The sequence below is a fragment of the Rhizobium sp. BK176 genome, from assembly GCF_024808055.1.
In genome coordinates this window covers 178,065-202,023 of sequence record NZ_JANUBV010000004.1, presented here as the reverse complement: position 1 = coordinate 202,023, position 23,959 = coordinate 178,065, and the positions used below count along the sequence as shown (strand labels likewise).

Below are 23,959 nucleotides of genomic sequence, written 5' to 3'. Positions count from 1 at the left end.
GCCGCGACGCAATTCTTCATTCAAAGTGATGAAATGCCGCCGTTGCGTCCGGACCATGCGAGCGGCGCATCGAGGAACGCTTCGACTTCGTTCAGAATCTTCTCGTCGAACAGCTTCTGCGCCTTGGCGACCGCCAGAACATCGCGCCAGGTGGCGATGTAGTGCAGCTTCACCTTGCCATCGGCAAAGCGCAACGCGCCTTCATCGAAAATGCCGTAATAAAACAGCGCGATACCGTGATCGACCACGCCACCGGCAGCCCTGACAGCATCGATGAACTTGAACATGCTGCCGCCTGCCGTCGTCAGGTCCTCGATGACGAGGACGCGCGAGCCCTCCGGCATGTTGCCTTCGATCTGTGCGTTGCGGCCGTGACCCTTCGGTTGCTTGCGGACATAGATCATCGGCAGGCTGAGGCGATCGGCGAGCAGTGCCGCAAACGGGATGCCCGCGGTCTCGCCACCGGCAATGCAATCGAACTGCTCGAAACCGGCTTCGCGCAGCACGACGCTGGCGGCAAAATCCATCACGGTCGAGCGGACGCGCGGGAAAGAGAGCAGCTTGCGGCAATCGATGTAGACCGGACTCGCCATGCCGGACGCGAACTTGTAGGGCTGGGCAGCATTGAAATGCACCGCCTTGATCTCCCAGAGCATCTTCGCCACGAGTTCCGCCATCGCGGCGCGGTCGGTGAATGTCGTCTGGATCATCGCTCTCTCCTTTGGTCAAATCTATGGGCCAATAGCAGCAAGCGCGACAGTTTTCCAGAACGGCCAGCGGTTCGATACTCAGAAAACGTCCTGACGATCGAACGGTGTCGCCGGCGCCGCACTCCAGCCACGCAGCGTTCGAGGCCTTGAGGCCGCAATGCACCAATTCTTTCAGATATTTGCGCTTGCGCGCGTATAAAGCGGCGATATCGTCATGCCATGGACCATATCGAAGTTTTCCAGCGCCTCGGCGTGGCGCTTGCCATCGGCCTCCTCGTCGGCGTCGAACGAGGCTGGCAGGAGCGTCAGATCCGTGCTGGAGGCAGGGCCGCGGGTATCCGCACGTTCGGCCTCACCGGCTTTCTCGGCGGAATAGCCGGAACGCTTCAATCCATGACGGGTCCGTATCTCCCTGCGACGATCGCAGTGCTGTTGGGTCTCGTTTACATAGCCGGTAAGTGGCAGGAGACGGAGGAGAACCACGATTATGGCATTACCACCGTCGTCGCCGCCCTTGTGGTATTCGGGCTCGGCGTCCTGGCTGCCGTCGGCGACGTTGTGACCGCGGCAGCCGGCGCCGTCGCAACGACGGTCATTCTCGCGGCGCGCCACAGCCTGCACGGCTTTCTCAGAGGGTTGACGTGGGTGGAACTCCGTTCCGCCCTGCTGCTGCTCGCGATGACCGTGATTGCTCTGCCACTGCTGCCGGACAGAGCGCTTGATCCCTGGGGTGCGCTCAATCCTTACTCGCTCTGGCTCTTGACGATCACCATAGCGGCGCTGTCCTTTGCCGGCTACATCGCGATCCGATTGATGGGCAGCGGTCGAGGCGTTCTGCTCGCCGGGGCGGCAGGCGGGCTTGTCTCGTCGACGGCCTTGACGCTGTCCTTCGCCCGCTATTCAGCGGAGGCACCTGAAGGTGCGCGGCATCTTGCGGCCGGCGCTGGCATTGCTGGCGCCCTCTCCTACGCTCGCGTTCTTGTCATCGCCAGTGCCCTGTCCTTCACGATGCTGGTACCGCTCGCCTCAGCGCTCGTCCCGGCGATCATCGGTTTTGTGGCCGCCGGCCTGTTTGCAGCGTGGCGTTCCAAGACTGCCACCGAGGCGCCGGAGATTGACCTGAAAAACCCCTTCGAGCTCACGACCGTCATCTCCTTCGCGGCGCTGCTCGGTCTCATCAGCCTCGTGTCGAAGATGGCGATCGACTACGTCGGGGCATCCGCGCTCTTCGTCGTGGCAGCCATCTCCGGCCTCGTCGATGTCGATGCCATCACGCTTTCCACGGCACGCCTCGTCGGCTCGACGATCGATGTGACGACGGCGGCCGATGTCATCCTGATCGCCGTCGCGGTCAATACCATCACGAAGGTTGTACTGGCCTTCACGGCCGGACGCCGGGAATACGCGATGGCGCTCGGTGAAGCGTCGGCGGTGGCGGTCGTGCTCGGAGGCGTGGGCTACTTCACAGCGCGCAGTTTCCTGCCGGCTTAGCCGATTGCGCCAGCGGCTAAGACAGTCGCGCGATATCGGCCGGCAGCATTCGTTGATAAAGGGCAATCGCTGCCTGTCCCTCGGCATCATCCAGCGAAATCGCGTAGCGGACGGCGGCGGCGAGAAGCTGCATCGTCAGTCTGGCAACGGCGATCAGCTCGCTTCTGCTCCGCTCCGGCTCCAGCTTTGCAAGAACGGAAAACAAGGCCTGGGCATGAAACTCCATGTCCTCGGCATCGACCTGCTGCAGCAGCCGGTCGGCCTGGGTGGCGATCCAAATGTCTCGCATCACCGGCTCCTGCCGGAAAAAGGCGTAGTACTGGTCGGCGATGTTGCAGAGAGCCTGGCGGAGCGTCTTCGCGTCCGCCACTGTTGCGAGCTCCGCCTCGACGCAAGCCCTGCCCTGCTCGTTGAAGCGCTCAGCAAGCGTGCGGATGATCGAACTCTTGTCGGGGAAATACTGATAGAGCGCCCCGAAGGATAGCTCGGCCTTTTCAACGATCTCGCTCATTTTCAGCGCGTCGCTGCCATTCCTCTCGATCAGTTCCAGCGCCGCCGACAAGATCTTCTCGAAACGCTCCCGGCCTCGCTTCTGCTGCGGGATGCGGCGTGGCTGGCCGGTCTGTTCCGGCTGTCGTCTGCGCCTGGCGGCAACCTTGTCGCCCATTCCGCTCTCCATTTTTCACTTGACGATCAAAATAAGAGAGTTTATCTCATTTTGCAAATGGGAGACTTTCTCTTATTTTGATCGGAGGAGTGTTCAGCATGCAAGATTCCGAAATCATTCTCATCGGCGGCTCAGGCAAAACAGGTGGCCGCGTGGCCGACCGGCTGAAGAAGAGAGAACTTGGCTTCCGCTTTGCCTCCCGCTCCAGCGTGCGGCCATTCGATTGGGAAAAGCCGGCCGCCTGGGCCGCAGCGCTCGTCGGAGCAAAAAGCGCCTATGTGAGCTTTCAGCCTGACCTTTCCGTATCTTGGGCCGCCGATGCAATCGGCAGACTCGCCCACACGGCTATCGACTGTGGCCTTACGCATATGGTGCTGTTGTCCGGTCGCGGCGAGGAAGGTGCGCACCGGGCGGAGGATGCGCTCAAGGCATCCGGCATCGGCTACACCATCCTGCGCGCCTCGTGGTTCTGCCAGAACTTCAGCGAGGGCGCCTTTGCCGAGCCGATCGGCGCGGGTCTATTGGCGCTTCCGGCGGGCGCGGTGAAAGAACCTTTCGTCGATGCGGACGACATTGCCGACGCGGCCGTTGCTGCGTTGACCGATACCCGACACCTCGGGAAGACCTACGAACTGACCGGTCCGCGGGCGCTGACCTTCCGCGAGGCCGTCGCCGAGATCGCTGCAGCGAGCGGCAGGGACCTCAGCTATGAGCAGATCTCAATGGGAGAGTTCAGGGAGGGTCTTGCGGCCGCCGGGCTGCCGAAAGACATCATCGACCTGCTCGAGGAGCTCTTCACGCAGGTGCTTGACGGCAGGAATTCGCAGGTTGCGAGTGGAGTCGCGGATATTCTAGGCCGCCCTGCCAGGGATTTCGGTGTTTATGCTCGAGATGCCGCGGCATGTCGCACATGGAGGGTATGACAGTGGCAGGTGTTCTCGGTATCGTTTTGGCGGCCGCTGCGATCGGCAGCGGCCTCGTCGCGGGTATCTTCTTTGCCTTCTCGACCTTCATCATGACCTCGTTTGCCCGCATTCCTCCCGAGCAGGGCATCGCCGCGATGAACTCCATCAACCTCACGATCGTGCGCTCGCCCTTCATGCTGCTGTTCGTGCCGACGGCGGCCCTCTGTCTCGTGATCGCCGCCTTCGCGTTCCTTCATTGGCGTGGTGGCCTCAGCGTTTGGATGCTCGCGGGCGCAGCGCTCTATCTGCTTGCATCGTTTCTCTCGACGATCGTCTTCAACGTGCCGATGAATGACGCCTTGGCAAAGGTGAGCGGCAGCGGCGCCGAGGCGACTGCTCTCTGGACCAGCTATCTCAAGGACTGGACATGGTGGAACCATGTCAGGACGGTCGCCTCGCTGCTCGCCTCGATCGCCTTCGTGCGCGCCCTAATACTAATATGAAAAGGCGGGGGCGATCTTCCCGCCCTGCCGGCGTTACGTCCGCTCGCAGAATGTTAGCCGGTTATTGAAGGGGTCAATGACCTCCATTTCCAGGCCCCACGGTGCTTCCTGCAAACCGGGCTTCATATAGCGATAGTCCTTGGCCGCAAGTTCCGCCTGAAAGGCGCGAACGCCGGTGACGGGAATGAAGGCGCGGGCACCGGGGCTGGCATCGCCGGAATGCTCGCTGAGGTGCAAGATCATGCCGCTTCTCGATACCTGGCAGTAGAGCGGGAAATGATCGCCGAAGCGGTGCTCCCAATCGAGGGCGAAGCCGAGGAAGCCGCAATAGAACTCCTTCGTCTTGTCGACGTCGAAGATGCGGAAGATCGGGATTGGTGGCTGGATAGCAATGGCCGACGGCGCCGCTTCCTGCTCGTCAAGCTTGGCCGATAGGATATTCCATTGATCGAAGCCGAATTGGCGAGCAACGATCTCCAGAGTTTCGCTGTGCGTGAGGTCTATATTGCGGGCGGCCATTGCCTGCCGCAACGCTTTCGCCATGAGTTTGGCGTCGCGAAAATCGCGCATGATTCATTCCTTCCGTTGGCGGCAAACAGGATGATCAGTGCCCGCGTCTGCTGACCCGTTCGCCATCGATCGCCAAACGGCAAGGGATGTGAAGGAGGTATCTGGATGCATTCACCATCGCGCTTTCGCGCCGCGGGGCGGCTGGCCGCATCCGGCCGACTGCGACCATAGGCGAGCCGACGTTTCCGATCAAGAGCCGGTGCGAACGGGTCCGGCCGGTACGGAATGGAGACGGCTTGCAAGCTCGATCCGGTTACGACCCGCACGCTTGGCTTCGTAGAGCGCCTTGTCGGCGGCGCTCAGCATGGCGTCGAAATCCATTGGCATTGATCGCCCCGGCGCGACGCCGACGCTGACCGTGCATTTAAGGGTTTCGTCCTCAAGATAGATCTCTCGGGCGGCGAATGCCTTGCGGATGCGCTCCGCCACCATTTCGGCGCGGCCCGGCGCCATCTCTTTCAAAACCAGCGCAAACTCCTCGCCACCCAAACGGGCGGCGGTATCGCCGGCCCGGCAATTCGCAGCGAGCTCGCCGGCAAAGACCTTCAGCACGCGGTCGCCGCCGGCATGTCCGAACGTGTCGTTGATCGATTTGAAGTGATCGAGATCGAACACCAGGACGGCGGTCGCCGGCCCCATGGTGCCCTGTCCATAGCGATCGAAAAGAGCCCGCCGGTTCACAAGCCCCGTGAGCGGATCCGTCATGGCATCCAGGCGATGGCGAGCGGCGAGCCGCCACTGATGAAGCGCCAGCGACAGCGCGCCGATACCGGTCATGCTGGCGATGCAGATCGCAAGGCTTAGATCCTCGGCCCAATTGCTGGGCGCAACCCCGAGGACCATCTTTCCATCGGCAATCAGAACGGCGGCGCAAAGCACAAAGGAGATCGCCGTCAGGGCATAGAGGCCGGTAATTCCCGTCAAAGGCGCCGGCGCCTCCGCGCGCGCCCGCCAGTACTGATGGGCCGTGGCAAAAAGCAATACGGCGATCGCGAGGTTATCCGCGATGAAGGCCAGCCCGTCCAATCCAAGCAGCAACAGCGGGATCGAGACGAGCATCGCGGCGAGAGCGCAGCAAATGATGGCAATGCGCGGCAGCTTGCCAGTTCGGAATTGATAGCCGGCACCCCAAACAGCGGCAAAGCCGGCATGGAACAACACGAAGGCAACGACGGCAAGGCCCATCTTGGGCTCGTCGACATAAAGACCATAGGCGACAATGCCGCTGACGATCAGAACAAGACCGAAGGTACAGGTTAAGAGAAAAGTCTCGGTCCGGCGCGCAAACCAACTCCCGAGCAGCGTGACAGCAAGACACGTGGCCGAGACTGCAAGCGCCATCAAAAGGGAATTGTAATCAAGCGTCATGCTTTATCGCGACGGCTGCCGCGCCCCTCATTCGTGCGAAGCCTACGAGTCTGCTATGAGGAATGTCTTACCTATTTCGTTAAAAATTCATGCATTTAAATCAACAATAAGGCGCGGACAGCACATTGCCGCCGCCCTGAAAGAACAGCAGCAGTAAAAACTGCGTGATGCCAGCAAATCCTACCGCTCAACGTCCCAATGGAGCGGGAACATTGGATCGAAAACTGTAACTAGGCCCCCGCCGGTTTCAACTTTACCTGGAAAATTGACCGGCTCTTCACGCTTGACCAGCGTTATTCTTTCTTCGTTCACCGGCAGACCATACCAGACGGGTCCGTTCAGCGACGCAAAGGTCTCGAGCTTGTCGAGAGCGTTTTCCTGTTCGAAGACATGCGCAAGGCAACTCATCGTGTTGATCGAGGTGTAGATGCCGGCGCAGCCGCAGGCGCATTCCTTCAACGGATCGACATGCGGAGCCGAATCCGTGCCGAGGAAGAAACGCGGATCGCCGCTCGTTGCGGCGGCACGCAACGCAAGCCGGTGATTTTCGCGCTTGGCGACCGGCAGGCAATAGTAATGCGGGCGGATACCGCCGACGAGAATGGCGTTGCGGTTGATGATCAGGTGGTGCGTCGTGATCGACCCTGCAAGATTGGCCTTCGCAGACTTGATGTAGTCGATGCCGTCCTTGGTGGTCACGTGCTCCATCGTGACCTTGAGTTCGGGCAGACGCTTGCGCAGGGGATCGAGCACCGTTTCAATGAACACCGCTTCGCGATCGAAGATGTCAACCTCAGATGTCGTCACCTCGCCGTGAACGCAAAGCGGAAGTCCGATCTTCGCCATCCGCTCCAGCACCGGCATCGCCTTTTCGATATCGCGCACGCCGCCATGCGAGTTGGTCGTCGCACCAGCCGGGTAGAGCTTGACCGCGGTGATGAGCCCGCTTGTCTTGCCGGCTTCGACGTCATCTGGGTTGGTATGTTCCGTCAGATAGAGCGTCATCAGCGGCTGGAACCTGTCGCCCTTTGGTAGTGCCGCCATGATGCGACCGCGATAGGCTTCAGCATCCGCGGTGGTGACCACCGGAGGCACCAGGTTCGGCATGATGATTGCGCGGGCGAAGTCGCGGCTGGTATCACCAATCACACCCTCCAACATGGCTCCATCACGCAGGTGAAGGTGCCAATCATCGGGGCGACGGATGGTGATCGATTGCATGCGCTGAAACTCCGCGGGCTGCTGATAACGTTCAGCCCTGCGCATTATCACCCCGAAGCGGGGCATGGCAAACATTTTGCCCGCGGCTCTTTCAAGCAGATGGTGAACCGTATTCGTTGACGCCTGATGTGCCGGGGCTGAGATACCAGACGAGCAGAACGATCCAGCCTACGAGCGGAATGATGCCGACGAGGATCCACCAGCCGGAGCGGCCGACATCATGAAGGCGGCGGATCGCCACGCCCAGGCCGGGAAGCAGGACGGCAAGCCCGTAGATTGCGCCAAGAATCTCGTGGCCGAAGAGAAGATAGTCGACGACGGCCAGGATCAGCGATGCGACAACATTGAAGAGCGCAAACCACCAAAATTCCGGTCGCCCGGCGCGCCCGCTGAAAACGGCATATTTAGAGAAGACTGACGAGACTGCTTCGGTGAAGCTCATGCGCTATCCCTCCATGTCCAAGCGTTCCGCTCACAAAGCGGAAGTTGCATGTAGGCGAGCGTGCAACGATTCCATCTATTGCCGCAAGGCTGCTTGGCCCGGCAGAGGCGGATCAGGCTACCTCAAGCGTTACGTCCGCCCTACGGCGGTTACCGAGGATCAGCCGGCCATTGGGGAGGTCGTTGCCATAGACCTTGGCGCTCGCTTCCTCTTCGCTGAGCTTGTAGCCGCGCCAACGCTCCCACAGCCGTTCCTCGAGCACCTCGATCGGTGGCGCAAGCATGACCGAGTAGTCGAAGATGCCTTCGAGCTCCGCCCATTTGCCTTGGCTGAAAAGCAGGTAGTTGCCTTCGACGATGATAAACCGATGTTCCGGCGAGACGACGCGCGCCGAGGCGATGGCAAGTTCGCGGGAACGATCGAAAACCGGGATCAACACTTCCTGGTCGGCCGGACGCACGGCGCGGATGATATCGAGGAAGCCGCGGACATCGAAGGTCTCCGGGATACCTTTCCGGGAAAGCAGGCCACGTTCGATGAGGATGGCGTTGTCCATATGGAAGCCGTCCATCGGCAGGACCTCGGCCGTCTCTCCTCTAGCTCTGAGGGCGTCGCCGAGATTGTCCGCCATGGTCGACTTGCCAGCGCCGGGCGGGCCGGCGATGGCGATCAGGAAGCGCTTTACATCGCCGGCGCGGCTGACGACGTCGCCGGCGATTTCATCGATCGTTACGCTCATGCTGCGACCGGCTCCGTCGGAGCCGCCTTGGCGCCGGTCATGAAGGCGACGGCGTCCGACATCGTATATTCCTTCGGATTGATGACCGTGAGGCGACGTCCAAGCCGATGGATATGGATGCGGTCGGCAACCTCGAAAACGTGTGGCATGTTGTGAGAGATCAGCACGATCGGCAAGCCGCGCGAACGGACGTCGAGGATGAGTTCCAGCACCTTGCGGCTTTCCTTGACGCCAAGAGCCGCCGTTGGCTCGTCCATGATGACGACCTTCGATCCGAAGGCGGCCGCCCGCGCGACCGCCACACCCTGGCGCTGGCCGCCCGAAAGGGTTTCGACGGCCTGGTTGATGTTCTGGATGGTCATCAGGCCAAGCTCGGTCAGCTTGTCGCGAGCCCGTTTCTCCATCGCCGGGCGGTCGAGCATGCGGAACCAGCTACCGAGGATGCCGGGCCTGCGGATCTCGCGACCGAGGAACATATTGTCCGCGATCGACAGCGCCGGCGACAAGGCGAGGTTCTGGTAGACCGTCTCGATGCCGGCTTCGCGCGCCTCCATCGGCGACTTGAAGTTGACGGTCTTGCCCTCCAGCGTGATCTCGCCTTCATCGGGCGTGATGGCGCCGGAGATCGCCTTGATGAGCGACGATTTGCCGGCACCGTTGTCGCCGATGACGGCCAGGATCTCGCCTGGGTACAGATCGAAATCGGCATGATCGAGCGCGGTAACGCGTCCGTAGCGCTTGACCAGACCGCGTGCCGAGAGAAGAGGTTCGTTCGCCATATTACACCGACACCTTTCTGATCCACTGGTCGATTGCGACTGCGGCGATGATAAGCACGCCGGTGAGCAACACCTTCCACTGCGGATCGGCGCCGAGCATGTTGAGGCCCATCGAGACAACGCCGACGATCATCGCGCCGAACAGGGTGCCGAGGATCGAGCCGCGGCCACCGAAGAGCGAGATGCCGCCGATCACGGTTGCCGTGATGGCCTGCAGGTTATAATCCGTCACTGCTGACGAGGGAGAGATCGAGCCATTTCGGCCGATCGAGACCCAGGCTGCGAAGGCGGCAATCACACCCGAAACCGTATAGACCGTGAGCAGGACGCTCTTCGTCTGGATACCCGAAAGCTTTGCCGCTTCGGGATCATCACCGACGGCGTAGACGTGGCGCCCCCAAGCGGTGTGGTTGAGGATATACCAGAGCGCAAGGACGAGCAGCACCATGGCAATGACGCCGAGCGTCAGGACTGCACTGCCGAGCCTGAAGCTGATTGCAAAGAAATGCAGCAACGGCGCCTGCGTGTCGACATCGGTGTCGCGGATCGTTTCGTTGGCGGAATAGATGAAGTTCGTGGCCATCACGATGTTCCACGTACCGAGCGTCACGATGAACGGCGGCAGCTTCATGAACGCGACGAGGAAGCCGTTCAGTAGACCGCAAAGGCCGCCGACCAGCAGGCCGGCCAGCACCGCGATGGGCGTTGGAATGCCATAGGTGATGGCGCAATTGCCCATGATGACGGCCGAAATAACCATGATCACGCCGATCGAGAGATCGATGCCCGCTGTGAGAATAACCAGAGTCTGCGCGGCGCCGAGAATACCGACGATGGCTATCTGCTGAAGAATAAGCGTCAGCGTGTAGGACGAGAAGAAGCGTCCGCCAAGCGCGATCCCGAAGATAATGATCGACAGCACGAGCACGATCAGCGGCACGGCGGCCGGCGTCGAGTGCAGGAAGTGCTGCGCACGCTTCACAAATGGTACGGCTTGATGCTCGAACGACGCGACATTCTTGTCGCTTCCGTCAAGCACCCGTTCGAAGTCTTGTGCTCCGGTCATTGTTTCTCCTCCGCTTTCGCGCCAAACCGCGCGCGGAAGCCCTGCCCCATATCGCTCCGGTCTTTGTTCGCCGGCTCCCGAGACAACAGCTATGGTCGGTCGAAACCGGCCGAGGATCAAGCCCCGGCCGGCGGTAAGTTATATCGCGGGATTTAGCCCCAGCACTTGTCGGTGCCGACCTTCGTGTCGATCGACTCGAGGCCCGAAACCGGCTTGTCGGTCACCAGCGAAACGCCGGTGTCGAAGAAGGACTTGCCTTCGGTCGGCTTCGGCTTTTCACCGCTGTCGGCAAACTTCTTGATCGCCTCGATGCCAAGCGACGCCATGAGCAGCGGATACTGCTGCGAGGTAGCGCCGATCACGCCTTCCTTGACCGACTTCACACCCGGGCAACCGCCGTCAACCGAGACGATCAGAACGTTCTTTTCCATGCCGACAGCCTTGAGGGCCTGGTAGGCGCCAACAGCAGCCGGCTCGTTGATCGTGTGAATGACGTTGATGCTCGGATCCTTCTGCAGAAGGTTTTCCATGGCCTTGCGGCCGCCTTCTTCGTTGCCGTTCGTTACGTCGTGACCGACGATGCGCGCATCGTCTTCATCGCCGATCTTGTTCGGATCCTTGGTGTCGATGCCGAAGCCCATCATGAAGCCCTGGTCGCGCAGAACGTCGACGGTCGGCTGCGATGGCGTCAGGTCGAGGAAGCCGACCTTGGCATCCTTTGCCTTGTCGCCGAGCGTTTCCTTCGCCCACTGGCCGATCAGCTTGCCGGCGAGCAGGTTGTCGGTTGCGAAGGTTGCGTCGGCAGCGTCAGCCGGATCGAGCGGCGTGTCGAGTGCGATGACCAGCAGGCCTGCGTCGCGAGCCTTCTTGACCGAGGGAACGATACCCTTGGTGTCGGACGCGGTGATCAGGATACCCTTCGCGCCGTCGGCAATGCAGCTTTCGATCGCGGCAACCTGGCTTTCGCTGTCACCATCGATCTTGCCAGCGTAGGACTTCAGCGTGACGCCCAGTTCCTTGGCCTTGGCCGTCGCGCCTTCCTTCATCTTCACGAAGAAGGGATTGGTGTCGGTCTTGGTGATGAGGCAGGCCGAAACGTCAGCTGCCATGGCAGGCGCCGAGAAGGCGACCCCTAGAGCGAGCGCGCCGAGCGCGGCGGAAAGCACTGATTTCTTCATTGAGTCCTCCCAGAGATTTGCCGACCCGCCCCAGGCGGTGCCGGAATTGACAAGCACAAGAACCGCTGCGGTCTCGCCGGCGGCCTCCCCCAAGCCGTTCCGTGCCGTTGACGATGGCAATTAAGAGCGAAAGAAATCGCCTTGTCAATAAATAAATCCAATTGAATTATTAATTCCGTATGGCATGCTTGGCAAAAATGGAGCATAGACCAAGAGGCGGGAGGAGCGGCTATGTCGTCTTTGGACGGTCCGGTGCAGACACCGGCCCAACTGCCTATTTTGAGTCCGGCCGGGGGCGCGAACCAGATCAGGGTGCGCGCTTATAACGAGCGGCTTGTGCTGTCGCTGGTGCGCCTCTACGGCTCCCAGTCGAAGGCGGATATTGCACGTCGAACCGGTCTTTCAGCGCAGACGGTCTCCGTCATCATGCGGGCACTGGAGAAGGAAGGGCTGCTCTCCCGCGGCGAGCCGGTGCGCGGTCGGGTTGGTCAACCATCGATCCCGATGCGCCTCAATCCGGATGCGGTCTACTCGTTCGGCGTAAAAATGGGCCGACGCAGCGCCGACTTGGTGCTGATGGATTTCCTTGGCCAGATCCGCCTGCAACTGCACAAGACCTACGCCTATCCGCTGCCCGATACTTTCCTGGACTTCATCACCTCCGGCATCCAAGAGCTCGAAGGCCGGCTCGACGAGAAGCAGCGCAGCCGCATCGCAGGCATCGGCATTGCCGCCCCGTTCGAACTCTGGAACTGGGAGGAAGAGGTCGGCTCTCCCAAAGGCGCGATGGATGTGTGGCGCGACTTCGATCTCCATGCCGAGATTACTGCGCGCGTTCCCTATCCGGTCTACCTGCAGAACGATGCGACAAGCGCCTGCGGCGCCGAGCTCGTGTTCGGTATCGGCCCCTCCTATCCCGATTTCGTCTATTTCTTCATCGGCTCCTTCATCGGCGGCGGCATCGTTCTCAATTCAGCGATCTTTTCCGGACGCACCGGCACGGCCGGAGCCATTGGCCCCCTTCCCGTCCGCGGCAAGAACGGTGAGACGCTGCAGCTGCTGGAGGTCGCCTCGATCTTCGTGCTGGAAAACATGCTGCGCGAACGCGGCATTGACCCGCAGCCGCTGTGGTATTCTGCCGACGACTGGATCGATTTCGGCGAGCCGCTCGAAACGTGGATCCAGGACACCGCCAAAGCGCTCGCGCAGGCAATCGTCGCCGCGGCCTCGATCATCGACTTCAGCGCGGCCGTCATCGACGGCGGCTTTCCCGGATGGGTGCGGGAGCGGATTGTGCAGGCGACGATCCGCGAGGCGGATCTGCTCGACCTTCAGGGTGTTGTCATGCCTGATATCATCGAGGGCGCGGTTGGCGCCCATGCGCGCGCCATCGGCGGCGCCAGTCTGCCGATCTTCGCGCGCTACCTCACGGACCAGAACGTTCTATTCAAGGAGGTCGAATATGCTGAAGGGACTTAACCCGCTTCTGAGCCCCGAACTGCTTTCGACGCTGCGTGCCATGGGGCATGGCGACGAGATCGCGATCGTCGACGGCAATTATCCGGGTGTCGAGCATGCGCGGCGGCTGATTCGCCTCGATGGCCATGGCATCGTGCGCGTTCTCGACGCCGTCTTGAGCGTCCTGCCGATCGACGATTTCGTGCAGGACGCGATCTTCCGCTCCACCGTCAAGGCCGATCGCGACAAACTCGATCCTGTGCATGAGGAAATGATCGACTGCTGCGCCCGTCACGAGCCGCACCGACAGGTGGTGCCACTCGTCGGCGCCGACTTTTACAATCGCGTGCGGGCCGCCCATGCCGTGATCCAGACCAGCGAACCACGGCTTTACGCCAATATCATCCTGCGCAAGGGTGTCATCTACCCGGAGCAGGTGGGCGACCACGCCGTTGAAAAGGCAGAGCTCGACCCCTTCACTTACTGAGCGTCAGATCTCGCCCGCCAAAGGCCCCCAGACGTCCGTCAATGCAAAGCCGCCTGGATGCGGATCGAAGGGGTCGAGCGCGACCTGCGAAAGACCGAAGGTGAACCCGCGACCCGCAATCGTCGGGACAATTGCGGGACGACCAGCAACTTCGGTTTCCGCCAACAGTCCAACTTCGAACTCCGAACCGATGATCGAGCGTGACTTGAAGACATCCCCGACCTTCGCCTCGCCGCGCGCGTGTCGTGCCGCAAGGTTGGCGGAATTGCCCGTGCCGCAGGGTGAGCGATCGGCGCGGCCCGGCCACATGGTGGTGCAGGTGCGAACAGTGCCGTCGGCCTCGAGGTCGCGGAACATGACATAGGCAACGCCGGAGATCGCCGGAATTTCCGGATGGACGACCTCGATGCTGCGATTGATCAGCTCCTTCAACACCATGCCGGCCTGTACGAGAGCCGCGGCATTGCCCTTCTCGATTGTCAGATTGATCTGCCCGACATCGACGAGCGCGTAAAAGATACCTCCGTAGCAGATATCGACCTTGATCTTGCCCCAGTGCGGCGTGTCGACGTCAACGTCGAGTTCCTGCACGAAAGACGGGACCATGGTGAGCTTGACCTTCTCGCAACGCCCATCGCGGCAGGTCGCTGTCGCCTTGACGAGGCCGGCTGCCGTTTCCAGCGTGACGATGGTTTCCGGCTCCTTCATCTCGACGATCCCGGATTCCAGCAATGCCGTCGTGACGCAAATCGAGTTCGAACCCGAGCTGGCGTGCGCCTGATCGGGCTGCAGGATGATGAAAGCCGCATCGGCATCCGGATGCTTCGGCGGCAGCAGCAGATTGACGGAGCCGATCGGAGCGCCGCGTGGCTCGAGGCAGAGGAAACGACGGAGTTCCTGACCCTTTGGATCGGTGTTCAGCCAGTTCAGTTGTTCGGCGACCGTATTGCCAGGGATCTTCGGCACGCCGCCGATTGCGACCTTGCCGATCTCCCCTTCGGCGTGAACATCCAGAAGCTGGATCGTGCGCTTCCATCTCATCAGTCAACTCCTCTCAAGCATGTCGTATCATGTCGGCCGAAGCAGCTTCGGCATCCGCGTCATGTTATCAGCCTGATATATCAGATCGTCGGCGGTTGCCTATGGGGAATTTTCGTTGATGCGGACTTGCGGCAGCCCACCGCCTGCTACACGCCAAGCAATGTAGCGCGACGGCGCACGTCTCTGCGAGCGAGAAGCCACGATTTGTCGATGCAGGAGGCAAAATAGAAAAGAGCCCGGTGCGGGAGGAGGTGCACCGGGCTCTTGATCCTGACTGACAACTGGGAGGAGGAGTGTTGTCAGTCCGATGAAGGAGCGCTGGGAGGAGGAGTGCGCTGCCTTCGAGGTAATAGATAGCCCATTGTTTCGATCAGGAATAGGGAGATTACCGCAACGCAGCAATGCAAATAACGCATACCTCGCAACTGCAGTTGGCCTCTTTTTGTGGCATTTTTGATCAACTAGTCAATTTTTTGGGCGAATACGGCGCTCAATCTGCCGGAATTGCGCGATGAGACGTCAGAATTCCCATTCGAGGACCGATGAGGGGCCCAGTGACTCGAACTCTCGCCAATTGCTATCACGCCGAATTATGCGAACTAGCCGGGGGAACATCTACGCTGCGGAACGCGAATTGATGTGGAGCTCGACTGCGGTAGTGGGCCAAACGGCGGAGCACCGATACGATCTGTTGTGAGTCGCCCTTCGCCGACGAACCTCGAAAAAGTATCACCAGCAGTTGAGGAAGCAGTGAATGTGAAGGCGGGAGCTATCCCGCCTCACATTCAGGACGTTACGTCATCAGTAGCCGTTGTCGCAGGGCATGCTGCCATCACCGTTGGTGCCGCCAAACGTGTTCTGGCAGTAGGTCTGGCGCTGCATGGGTCGCACCGGCTGAGTGCCGATGGAACCTGTCGTACCGCCCTCAACACCGAAGGCAGCCAACGGATACCAGTAGCCATCTGGCCCGCGGCGGGTGCCGGCGCGCTCAGTGCGCGAGCCGCGATAGCCGTTGAAATAGCCTGACCGCTGCTGATTGTACTGCACCATTTCGACGTTCGAGGCGCTTGGGAGAGGAACCTGCTGCATAGGCGCCGCCTGCACGGGAACGGTTGATGGCAGTAGGAGGAGCGCTCCGGCTGACAGGGCAAAAGCAATGTTGGACATGTTCATGATAAATCCTCCTTCTTGGATTTATCAAAGAAAAATGCGTTCCTGCGTAGCAAAGTTCCGCGATCACACGCTCCCTCCTGCAGTCGTGATCAGCGGCGATTGCGCGTGAAGCGGGCTGACGCGGCAGGCGCCACAGCGGGCTAGGCGGCAGGCTTCAGCCAGCGAGCTTATCGGCCGTAAATTCGATACCCTTGGCTCGACAGGCAGGTAACATACTGCCGTTGTGCCGCGGCGATCGCGGTCGCTTCCTGCTGGGCGGGATCGATCGGATAGCGGCCCATTCCGGCGCGCAGCTCGTACTGCTTCTTTGATTCGCGGTACATAAAGTTGCTGTCACCGGTGCAGATGTGATGGGCGACTGCCGGCAGATTGAGCGGTGGATCGGAAGGCCATGCAACAGGTACAAGTGTCGGCATATTGGCATCGACGCAGCTGGCAAGCGTTGCCATGACCGCGCACAACGCAAACGCTTGCACCGTATTCCTCAGCATATTTCCTCCGGCCATGCGCCATGAATCGCTGCCCACGCAGCGCCCATTGCACCATCGCGTCGCAATGTTGCGCCAAGCTAGCCAGCCGGCCTCAATTCATACCCTGCCGTTCAATCCGAAGCGGCTGCGGTAGTCTCCCGGCGACAGGCCGGTAATCTTCTGGAACACCTTGCGGAAGGCGCCCGGATCCTCGTAGCCGGCAGCAACGGCGATCTGCTCGACGGTCCGTTTCGAAGACTCCAGCATTTCACGCGCCTTGCCGACCCGCAGATGCTGGCAGTATTCCGTCGGTCGAAACCCTGTCGCCTTGTGGAAACGGCGAAGGAAGGTGCGCTCTTCCAGGCGCGCGCACTCGGCCATCGCGGGCAGCGTGACTTGGCGCGCGCCGCTCGCGTGCAGCCAGTGCTGCACCTTCAGGATCGGTTCGTCGCCATGGTTCAGGCGGGGCGAGAAGCTGCTGTAGCAGCGTTGCTCCCTGCCAGGCGGATCCACCAGGAGGTAGCGTGCCGTCTCCAGCATGACAGCCGATCCCAGCAATCTGTCGACGAGCTTCAGGCCGAGATCGGTCCAGGCCATCAGGCCTCCGGCGGTAATGACGTCGCCTTCATCGATGATGAGCTTGTCGGTATCGACCCGCACATCGGGAAAGCGCTCAGCCAGTACAGCCGCGTAGGTCCAGTGGGTCGTCGCCATCCGGTGCGCCAGAAGACCGGTCTCGGCAAGCAGGAACGCGCCGATGCAGACGGAACTCAGCGTCGTTCCCTCGGCATGCCGCTGGCGAAGCCATCGGGCCAGCGGAGCGGCTTCCTCGGATGTCATCGGTTCGCCGAAGCTCGGGGGCAGCAGCAGCACGTCGGGCGCCCCTTGGGTGCCAGGTGCCGTATCGAATACGCGCTCGACCGCCTCCGCGGCGTCTGTCTCCCGCCAATGGCTTACGCGCAACGCCGGGCTCCCCGAAGTCCGTTGCCTCGTTGCAAACCGATTCGCCAGATTGAATAGATCAGTCAGCCCATAGACGGCCGCGAGTTGGACGTGCGGATAGAGCAGGATGCCGATCTCGGTCGGTGCGTCGGCTTGGATCATTTGTCAGTTTTGACCTCGATAATGTCAATTTCGCCAATCCACACCATGCCGCTTCAGACATAGTTTGTCCATCAACGGACGGGACGGTCCCGGAAGGAATGAAAGGATATCAGGACATGACCAAACAAGCCCTCATCGTCGTCGACATTCAGAACGATTATTTCCCGAACGGCAAATGGCCGTTGAGCGGCGCCGATGCCGCCGCCGACAATGCTGCACGGATCGTCGCGGCGGCCCGCGATGCCGGCGACCTAGTCATCCACGTCAGGCATGAGTCGATCGGCGAGACTGCGGCTTTCTTCCTTGCTGGGTCCGAGGGTGCACAGATTCATCAGAAGGTGCTGAATCGACCGGGCGAGACCGTCATCGTGAAGAACCATGTCAACGCGTTCCGTGAAACAGAGCTGAAGGCGACGCTTGATCGTCATGGCATCGAAGAGGTGACGGTCGTCGGCAGCATGAGCCACATGTGCATCGATGCCGTGACACGCGCCGCCAGCGATCTCGGCTACCGGGTAACGGTTGTCCATGATGCCTGCGCAACACGCGACCTCGAATTCAACGGCACGCTGGTTCCTGCCGCACAAGCGCATGCGGCGTTCATGGCGGCGTTCGCATTTGCCTACGCCTCCGTGCTTTCGACGGAGGAGACACTGGCCAAGCATGGCGAGGTGAGAGTCTCCGCCTAGGGAGGCGACAGCCGGCGCGCCAAAGTGGTGCGTCGAACTTGCGTGACCGCCATCGTCCTGTGGCGGTCATCAGGCATTGCACCCTCCGCCGTTGACTTCGCGGACGATGAGAGGAGAATGCCTTGTATGCCTTCCGACGCAATCTTAAGGGGAACCCAAGATGACCATCGCAAGGAAGCTTCAGGACTATATCGACGGTGAAGGCATCGCCTACGACACCGTGCCTCATCATCGTACAGCGACGACCAGCCAGTCAGCGCAGGCCGCCCATGTTCCGGGCAGCAGGCTCGCCAAATCTGTCGTCGTCCATCACGAAATGGGATATGTACTGGCCGTTGTTCCGAGCACTCACCGGCTCGAGCTCAGCACGCTGCAGGATGTGATGAACAAGCGCCTCGGCCTCGCCTCGGAAAATGAAGTCAGCACACTTTTCGCCGATTGCGATATAGGTGCGGTCCCGCCGATCGGATCGGCCTACGACGTGCCTGTCATTCTCGACGAAAGCCTCGGCAACGCCAGCGACGTCTATTTCGAGGGCGGCGACCATACGACCTTGGTACATGTCAGCGGTCCCAACTTTCGCAACCTGATGAAGAATGCGCAAATCGCCCGCTTCAGTCACCGACCGTAACGACTCGATTCCACGGGCGGCGGATCAGGTGATTGCCGCCTGAAACACACATCGGCTGACTTTGGTGAGTCGGGAAGACTTGCGGGTCTCACACCATACCCTGGTTGGAGTCACGTCATTTTCATGACTGACGTGCATGTCGTTCTAACGCAGCCTCGCAGATCACAAGCGGCCTTCCTTACATCCGAACAATCGAAGAAAAGCGTTGATCGCCGCGATCTCATAATCGCTCTATTGCGGCGGTAGGCGCGTCGACTACCCTCGCCGTCTTGGGACTGACTGACGGCGACGTTTATGAACGGCCGCCTCAGCCAAGGTTCATGTTGAGAAAAATATCCTTTGAAACAAACGCCTAGCCAACGGCGTTACGTGCTCAAAGGAGTAAAACATGAAAAAGCTTACTACCGTAGCAGCCATTGTCCTGACATCGCTTGCATCAACAGCCGCCCCTTCGTTTGCCGATAATGTCAGAGTGATTATTGGAACGCCGGGCTACCATGATGATTACCGGCCCAACTATCGCCACGGCCCGCCGCCACGCTACTGGCGCGATCGCCACTATTCTTCCTACCAGCGTTGCTGGAGGGAACCCTACCAGGTGCGCAGCCATCACCATGAGATTACCAAGTACAAGACGGTTTGCCGTCACTAACGATAGCTGACGCCACCGTAGACCGAATCCCTGCAGCCCTGCCGAGTCGGCGGGGCTTTTTTTGCCTAAGCCGCAGAGGGATGGTTGTGCGCGCAGTACGGCGCCAACCAGACATAAATATGATATGAGGAAGAGAATGGCGCACCCGAAGAGATTCGAACTCCTGACCCCCAGATTCGTAGTCTGGTGCTCTATCCAGCTGAGCTACGGGTGCGTGCCGAAGCGGCCGAACCGCTTGCGTGGGCGGTTCTCTAAAGGGTCCTTTCGGGGATTGCAATAGGCTTTCTGAAAAAATCGCGACTTTGATGGCGCAGAGCGGAAATGCGCAAAATGCATCACTTTTCCTGCAGCGCGCGGCCGCGGTAGTCGTCCAGCGATAGCGGGCGATCCGGAATCTCGATGCGAAACTGCGTTCCAACCGAAGGCTTTTCCACAAGAGCGATGGTGCCACCGTGCGCCAGCACGAGTTCGCGGGCGATCACCAGCCCCAAGCCCGTGCCGCCGGAGCGGGCCGAGCCGCGGAAGGCAGCAAAGAGATTTTGTCTGGCCTTTTGCGGCATACCGGGCCCGGTATCATCGACGATGATGCTGACCACGCTACCGACACGCTGCGCCGAAACGGTGATGCGCTTGGCGCCGTCGGCTCCACGCGCTACCGCCGGTGCGCTGAGGGCCTGCACGGCGTTGCGACAGAGATTGTGGATGACACGAAACAATTGCTCGCTGTCTGCATCGACCTCGAGCTCGGGCGCGACCTGGCCGACGAACTCGATACCGCTCTGAGCATCGATCGCCAACATGTCCTTCACGTCCTGGGTCAGGTCATAGAGCCGGATGCGGCGCCGACGGGGTGCCGCTTCGCTTGCCTGGCCATAGGACAGCACCTCAGTCGTATAACCGACGGCGCGGTCGATTGTGCGTAGCAACTTTGGCGCAAAGGCCTTCACCATCGGATCATCGACGTCCACGAGACGGTCCGACATCAGCTGTGCCGAGGCCAGGATGTTGCGCATGTCGTGGTTGATCTTGGAAACTGCTAGGCCGAGCGCTGCAAGGTTTCTCTGCTGCTTCAGCGTCTTTTGCAGTTCCAACTGCATGGAGGTCAGGTGCCGTCCGGCAACGGCAAGCTCGTCGCGACCGCCGTCGCCGACAAAGACATTCTGCGGATTTTCCGGATCGGAGGAGAAATGCTGCATGCTGCCGGTCAGCTCGCGAATCGGCCGAATCAGGATGCGGTTGATCGCGAAGAACACCAGCGTCGCGGTAAACAGTGAAATCAGGATCGACAGCAGAAAGACGTTGCGGGAATAAACAAGCATCGCATTGCGGAGGTGCTTGTCCTTCATAAGCACTTCGACACCGGTATTGGTGTCCTGTACCGGACCATAGACGCGGATCAGGCGGTTGCCGCCAAAAATCATCGTATCGAGCGCGTCGCGAATCGCGGTCACTGATGGCACGTCGGTCAAATCATACTGTTCATCGACCGAGGTCGGCATGTCCGTCGTCGCAAGTAGGCGCGAGGTGCCCTCTTTCCGCAGCACGATCGCCTTGGTGCCGGTCGCTTCCAACGTTTCCTTCTGCAGCGCGCGCGGCAGTTCCACCGGCTGTAGACCGTCGATCACGATCGCGGCCGCAGCCGCGGCATTCAGCCTTTCGTCCAGCCACCGCAGGCGCATGGTGGCAACCGACGGAAAGAAGATCAGCACCTCGGCGAGCATGATGCAGACAACCGTCAGCCACAGCAACTTGCCGGAAAGCCCGCCGAACATGCCGGACGGGCGCTGGTCCGCCCGGTCGGGCTCGGTCCCGGCAGCACCGTCTGGGAGAAGATTGTCGCCTTGATCGTGGGCTTGCATTGTCTTTCGTCCGCTTGGCGCCGGGCGCCCTTTGCGCGTTCTATATTAGACGATGACGGTCCGCTTTCAAATCTTTGCGAGCAAGGCCATTTGCGACAAATGGAAACGCCGCCCTGAGGCGGCGTTTCGTCTTTGTCCAAGGGAGCGCAGGGCGTTTAAAATTCTTCCCAATTCTGCTCGGCAACGGCGGCGTTGCCGCTAAACGCCCGCGCGACGGTCCCCATGGCGCGACGGGCCGGAGAGGCCACCGGACGATGTTCCTGATGGCGCGCGACGGCGACGGCGGCCGCTGCCGGCACGTTGGAGACTTTGAAGCGTGAGATCAGGCGGACAAGACCATCGGCTTCGCCGGAGAGCTTGTGCGTTGCTGCCGAGGTTTCCTCGACCATGGCAGCGTTCTGCTGCGTCACCTGATCCATCTGATTGACGGCGGTATTGACCTCCTTGAGGCCAGTTGATTGCTCCTTCGCAGCCGTCGCGATCGAGTGGATATGGTCGTTGATCGCGTTGACACGGCGTTCGATCTGGGACAGCGCCTCGCCAGTCGCCTGCACCAGCTTTACGCCAACCTGTACTTCATCGCCGGACTTGGTGATCAGGCCCTTGATGTCCTTAGCGGCGGTTGCCGAACGCTGTGCCAGCTCGCGAACTTCCTGAGCGACGACAGCGAAACCCTTGCCTGCCTCGCCCGCACGCGCCGCTTCGACGCCTGCGTTCAGCGCCAGCAGGTTCGTCTGGAAGGCGATCTCGTCGATGACGTTGATGATCTGGCTGATTTCGCGCGAAGCCTGCTCAATGCGACCCATGGCGTCGACGGCATTGCGGACGACCACGCCCGACTTGCCGGCGTCGTCCTTGGCCTCGGAGACCATGACACTGGCTTCCTGAGCACGCTCGGTCGAATTGTTGACGACCGCGGTGATCTCGTCGAGCGCCGCCGAGGTCTCTTCGAGGGCAGCGGCCTGCTGCTCGGTACGCTTGGAAAGGTCGTCGCTTGCGGCGCGCAGCTCGTTTGTGTTGCCGTGGAAGCCTTCGGCCGTCTCGCGTACTTCGCGCATCGTTGTCTGCAGCGTCGCGAATGTGCTGTTGACGTTCTGCTGCAGTTCGGCGAAGGCGCCCTGGAAGTTGCCGCGCATCGTCTGCGTCAGGTCGCCTTCCGCCAGGCTTGCAATCACCCGGCGCGTTTCGCCGACACCCGCATCGATGCTGGAAAGCAGATGGTTGATGTTGCTGGCGAACTGGTTGAGGTTGTCGTCGCCGTAGTCCTTTTCGATGCGGCGGCTGAAGTCGCCGGCGGCTGCGGATGCAACGACGACGGACATGCTGGACTGCAGATCGTCGCTCTTGGCGCGCATGGCGGTTTCCTGCGCATTCATGCGACGTACGGCGAGACCATTCTCCTTGAAGACAGCGACGGCGGCGGCCATTTCGCCGATTTCATCCTGACGTCCCGCGAAAGGCACTTCGGCCTCAAAGTTACCGTCGGCAACCTGCTTGATCGCGTCCGTGACCTTCTTGATCGGGCGGCTGAGCTGAATGGTGCCGATGTAGAAGCCCATACCGACGCCAGCCACAATGCCAACACCGGTAATCGCAATCACGAGCCACAAGACGGAGGTGCGCGAGCTTTCGACCTGCGCATTGACAGCATCGAGTGTCGCCTTGTCGGTGGCGACGATCGCATCGATCTCCGCCTGGAAAGCCTTGCGATTGGCTCGGTTGGCGTCGTTGTTGCCCTGCTCGTTCGCTGCCTGCGGGCTCACTTCGGTGCCGAGGCGGGCTGTTTCAGCGCGGAACGCGCGGAATTCCTTGGCGCGCTCGGTCATTTTCACGAAGGTGTCTTTCTGGCTTTCAGGAACCAGCGGAGCCCAGGAGGCAATTACCTTGTCGATCTGATCGAGATCCGTCAGCAGCCCCTTGGCGAAGGCAGCGGCTTCCTTTGTCGAGGGAGCGCCGTAGATTCCGCGGGCCTCCATGACCGTCGCCGTCACGAAGCGGTTGAGGCGCTCGCCATAGTAAGCGCGATCAGACGCGTCTTCATATGCCGACAGATTCTCGTCATATTGATGCACGGCCCAAAGTGCCGTTGCCCCGATCAGCAATGCAACGCCGCACATGGCGGAAACGAGCAGATTGATCTTACCTCGGATTTTCAAAGGAAGCCCCCCAGAAACTGATGACAAGCCGGGAAAGCTTTCCGGCCGATAGCTAAATTTGGCCGAAATAAATTAACGTTAGATTTCGGATGCTTGGCCGCCTAACTACAAAAAATTACCTGTACTTAGTCGTCAACGTTTGGTTTTTTGCGCCGAAAAACGCTAGATCGCCCCGAGAATGCGCGCAGCAGTTGCGAACGAAGAAAAATATTACGCACGGCCGACTTTAACGCGCCGTCACAAACATTAATGTGCGTCGCTAAATCTTGTAGCGCTGGGCTGAAATCCAGAAATTCCGGGCGATAATTGACTTTGACGGCCTTCATCCGTATAAGCCGCCGCACGTCCGGTCATATAAGGCTCTCGTTAGCCTCGCCCGTTCGAAAAACAACGCTCCTTGCAATATGCAAATTCAAGAAGGGCCGCACTCCGCGGTGTTTAAATAAATGAAGCGTACCTACCAACCATCCAAGCTTGTTCGCAAGCGCCGCCACGGTTTCCGTGCACGCATGGCCACCAAGGGCGGCCGTAAGGTTATCGTTGCTCGCCGCGCACGCGGCCGCAAGCGTCTTTCGGCCTAAGGCCGAATTGCCCGATAAG

General features: G+C 60.5%; 25 protein-coding genes and 1 tRNA gene. 9 read left to right on the top strand and 17 right to left on the bottom strand.

Features of this window, described 5'->3' with window-relative positions; genetic code table 11:
* Positions 1-20: 20 nt before the first annotated feature.
* Positions 21-710, bottom strand: a complete 690-nt coding sequence (locus FHT76_RS16400) for an orotate phosphoribosyltransferase (RefSeq protein ID WP_183860446.1) — start codon at positions 708-710, stop codon at positions 21-23.
* A 219-nt stretch (positions 711-929) separates the two neighbouring features.
* Between FHT76_RS16400 and FHT76_RS16395 the strand changes: the two genes are divergently transcribed.
* On the top strand, positions 930-2,201 hold the full coding sequence (locus FHT76_RS16395) for an MgtC/SapB family protein (protein WP_183860448.1): 1,272 nt from the start codon (positions 930-932) through the stop codon (positions 2,199-2,201).
* A gap of 16 nt (positions 2,202-2,217) precedes the next feature.
* Here FHT76_RS16395 and FHT76_RS16390 read toward each other — a convergent pair whose 3' ends face one another.
* On the bottom strand, positions 2,218-2,868 hold the full coding sequence (locus tag FHT76_RS16390; RefSeq protein WP_183860450.1) for a TetR/AcrR family transcriptional regulator: 651 nt from the start codon (positions 2,866-2,868) through the stop codon (positions 2,218-2,220).
* A gap of 98 nt (positions 2,869-2,966) precedes the next feature.
* On the opposite strand from FHT76_RS16390, the gene FHT76_RS16385 reads away from it, so the two are divergent.
* Positions 2,967-3,791 (top strand): NmrA family NAD(P)-binding protein, encoded by an 825-nt coding sequence (locus FHT76_RS16385; RefSeq protein WP_183753121.1) that lies wholly within the window; start codon positions 2,967-2,969, stop codon positions 3,789-3,791.
* Complete coding sequence (locus FHT76_RS16380; RefSeq protein ID WP_405049503.1) at positions 3,788-4,276, top strand: DUF1772 domain-containing protein; 489 nt, start codon at positions 3,788-3,790, stop codon at positions 4,274-4,276. Before FHT76_RS16385 ends, FHT76_RS16380 begins: the two co-directional genes overlap by 4 nt.
* A gap of 33 nt (positions 4,277-4,309) precedes the next feature.
* Here the strand turns inward: FHT76_RS16380 and FHT76_RS16375 are convergent, their stop codons facing one another.
* The 8 genes from FHT76_RS16375 to FHT76_RS16340 form a co-directional block, all read right to left on the bottom strand.
* The gene (locus tag FHT76_RS16375) at positions 4,310-4,846 is read right to left on the bottom strand and encodes a glyoxalase superfamily protein (protein WP_183860454.1); all 537 of its coding nucleotides are present in this window, start codon (positions 4,844-4,846) and stop codon (positions 4,310-4,312) included.
* Between the two features lie 189 nt (positions 4,847-5,035).
* On the bottom strand, positions 5,036-6,214 hold the full coding sequence (locus tag FHT76_RS16370; protein WP_183860456.1) for a GGDEF domain-containing protein: 1,179 nt from the start codon (positions 6,212-6,214) through the stop codon (positions 5,036-5,038).
* Between the two features lie 180 nt (positions 6,215-6,394).
* Positions 6,395-7,435, bottom strand: coding sequence for a dihydroorotase (gene pyrC, locus FHT76_RS16365; protein ID WP_183860458.1), 1,041 nt, complete (start codon positions 7,433-7,435; stop codon positions 6,395-6,397).
* Between the two features lie 91 nt (positions 7,436-7,526).
* Positions 7,527-7,877, bottom strand: coding sequence for a DUF805 domain-containing protein (locus FHT76_RS16360; RefSeq protein WP_183860460.1), 351 nt, complete (start codon positions 7,875-7,877; stop codon positions 7,527-7,529).
* A gap of 112 nt (positions 7,878-7,989) precedes the next feature.
* The gene (locus FHT76_RS16355; RefSeq protein ID WP_183860462.1) at positions 7,990-8,616 is read right to left on the bottom strand and encodes a nucleoside triphosphate hydrolase; all 627 of its coding nucleotides are present in this window, start codon (positions 8,614-8,616) and stop codon (positions 7,990-7,992) included.
* A complete protein-coding gene (locus FHT76_RS16350) occupies positions 8,613-9,395 on the bottom strand; it encodes an ATP-binding cassette domain-containing protein (protein WP_183753132.1) in 783 nt (260 codons plus the stop codon). The genes FHT76_RS16355 and FHT76_RS16350 overlap by 4 nt, the downstream gene beginning before the upstream one ends.
* Before the next feature lies 1 nt (position 9,396).
* Entirely contained in the window at positions 9,397-10,461 is a 1,065-nt protein-coding gene (locus FHT76_RS16345; RefSeq protein ID WP_183753134.1) for an ABC transporter permease, read from the bottom strand.
* 152 nt (positions 10,462-10,613) lie between these two features.
* Positions 10,614-11,639 (bottom strand): sugar ABC transporter substrate-binding protein, encoded by a 1,026-nt coding sequence (locus FHT76_RS16340; RefSeq protein ID WP_016552567.1) that lies wholly within the window; start codon positions 11,637-11,639, stop codon positions 10,614-10,616.
* Positions 11,640-11,870: 231 nt separating this feature from the next.
* On the opposite strand from FHT76_RS16340, the gene FHT76_RS16335 reads away from it, so the two are divergent.
* Together FHT76_RS16335 and FHT76_RS16330 are read left to right on the top strand one after the other, a co-directional pair.
* Positions 11,871-13,118, top strand: coding sequence for an ROK family transcriptional regulator (locus FHT76_RS16335; protein WP_259126419.1), 1,248 nt, complete (start codon positions 11,871-11,873; stop codon positions 13,116-13,118).
* Positions 13,102-13,584 (top strand): RbsD/FucU family protein, encoded by a 483-nt coding sequence (locus FHT76_RS16330; protein ID WP_259126418.1) that lies wholly within the window; start codon positions 13,102-13,104, stop codon positions 13,582-13,584. Before FHT76_RS16335 ends, FHT76_RS16330 begins: the two co-directional genes overlap by 17 nt.
* A 3-nt stretch (positions 13,585-13,587) precedes the next feature.
* Here FHT76_RS16330 and FHT76_RS16325 read toward each other — a convergent pair whose 3' ends face one another.
* The 4 genes from FHT76_RS16325 to FHT76_RS16310 form a co-directional block, all read right to left on the bottom strand.
* A complete protein-coding gene (locus FHT76_RS16325; protein WP_259126417.1) occupies positions 13,588-14,625 on the bottom strand; it encodes a 4-hydroxyproline epimerase in 1,038 nt (345 codons plus the stop codon).
* Between the two features lie 801 nt (positions 14,626-15,426).
* Positions 15,427-15,798, bottom strand: a complete 372-nt coding sequence (locus tag FHT76_RS16320; protein ID WP_259126416.1) for a surface protein — start codon at positions 15,796-15,798, stop codon at positions 15,427-15,429.
* Between the two features lie 167 nt (positions 15,799-15,965).
* The gene (locus FHT76_RS16315; RefSeq protein ID WP_016552562.1) at positions 15,966-16,289 is read right to left on the bottom strand and encodes a hypothetical protein; all 324 of its coding nucleotides are present in this window, start codon (positions 16,287-16,289) and stop codon (positions 15,966-15,968) included.
* A gap of 96 nt (positions 16,290-16,385) precedes the next feature.
* Entirely contained in the window at positions 16,386-17,372 is a 987-nt protein-coding gene (locus FHT76_RS16310; protein WP_259126415.1) for a GlxA family transcriptional regulator, read from the bottom strand.
* A gap of 116 nt (positions 17,373-17,488) precedes the next feature.
* Between FHT76_RS16310 and FHT76_RS16305 the strand changes: the two genes are divergently transcribed.
* From FHT76_RS16305 to FHT76_RS16295, 3 genes are all read left to right on the top strand, one after another.
* Positions 17,489-18,061 (top strand): cysteine hydrolase family protein, encoded by a 573-nt coding sequence (locus tag FHT76_RS16305; RefSeq protein ID WP_183860472.1) that lies wholly within the window; start codon positions 17,489-17,491, stop codon positions 18,059-18,061.
* Between the two features lie 160 nt (positions 18,062-18,221).
* Positions 18,222-18,692, top strand: a complete 471-nt coding sequence (locus tag FHT76_RS16300; protein ID WP_183753148.1) for an aminoacyl-tRNA deacylase — start codon at positions 18,222-18,224, stop codon at positions 18,690-18,692.
* A 388-nt stretch (positions 18,693-19,080) separates the two neighbouring features.
* Positions 19,081-19,344 (top strand): hypothetical protein, encoded by a 264-nt coding sequence (locus FHT76_RS16295; RefSeq protein ID WP_259126414.1) that lies wholly within the window; start codon positions 19,081-19,083, stop codon positions 19,342-19,344.
* Between the two features lie 137 nt (positions 19,345-19,481).
* Here FHT76_RS16295 and FHT76_RS16290 read toward each other — a convergent pair.
* From FHT76_RS16290 to FHT76_RS16280, 3 genes are all read right to left on the bottom strand, one after another.
* Positions 19,482-19,558, bottom strand: a tRNA-Arg gene (locus tag FHT76_RS16290).
* A gap of 121 nt (positions 19,559-19,679) precedes the next feature.
* Positions 19,680-21,203 carry a HAMP domain-containing sensor histidine kinase gene (locus tag FHT76_RS16285; protein ID WP_183860474.1) on the bottom strand — a complete coding sequence of 508 codons (1,524 nt, stop codon included), beginning with the start codon at positions 21,201-21,203 and terminating at the stop codon, positions 19,680-19,682.
* A gap of 155 nt (positions 21,204-21,358) precedes the next feature.
* The gene (locus tag FHT76_RS16280) at positions 21,359-23,359 is read right to left on the bottom strand and encodes a methyl-accepting chemotaxis protein (protein WP_183860476.1); all 2,001 of its coding nucleotides are present in this window, start codon (positions 23,357-23,359) and stop codon (positions 21,359-21,361) included.
* Positions 23,360-23,805: 446 nt separating this feature from the next.
* Here FHT76_RS16280 and rpmH point away from each other — a divergent pair, with 446 nt between their 5' ends.
* Positions 23,806-23,940 (top strand): 50S ribosomal protein L34, encoded by a 135-nt coding sequence (gene rpmH / locus FHT76_RS16275; RefSeq protein ID WP_016552555.1) that lies wholly within the window; start codon positions 23,806-23,808, stop codon positions 23,938-23,940.
* Positions 23,941-23,959: the final 19 nt, after the last annotated feature.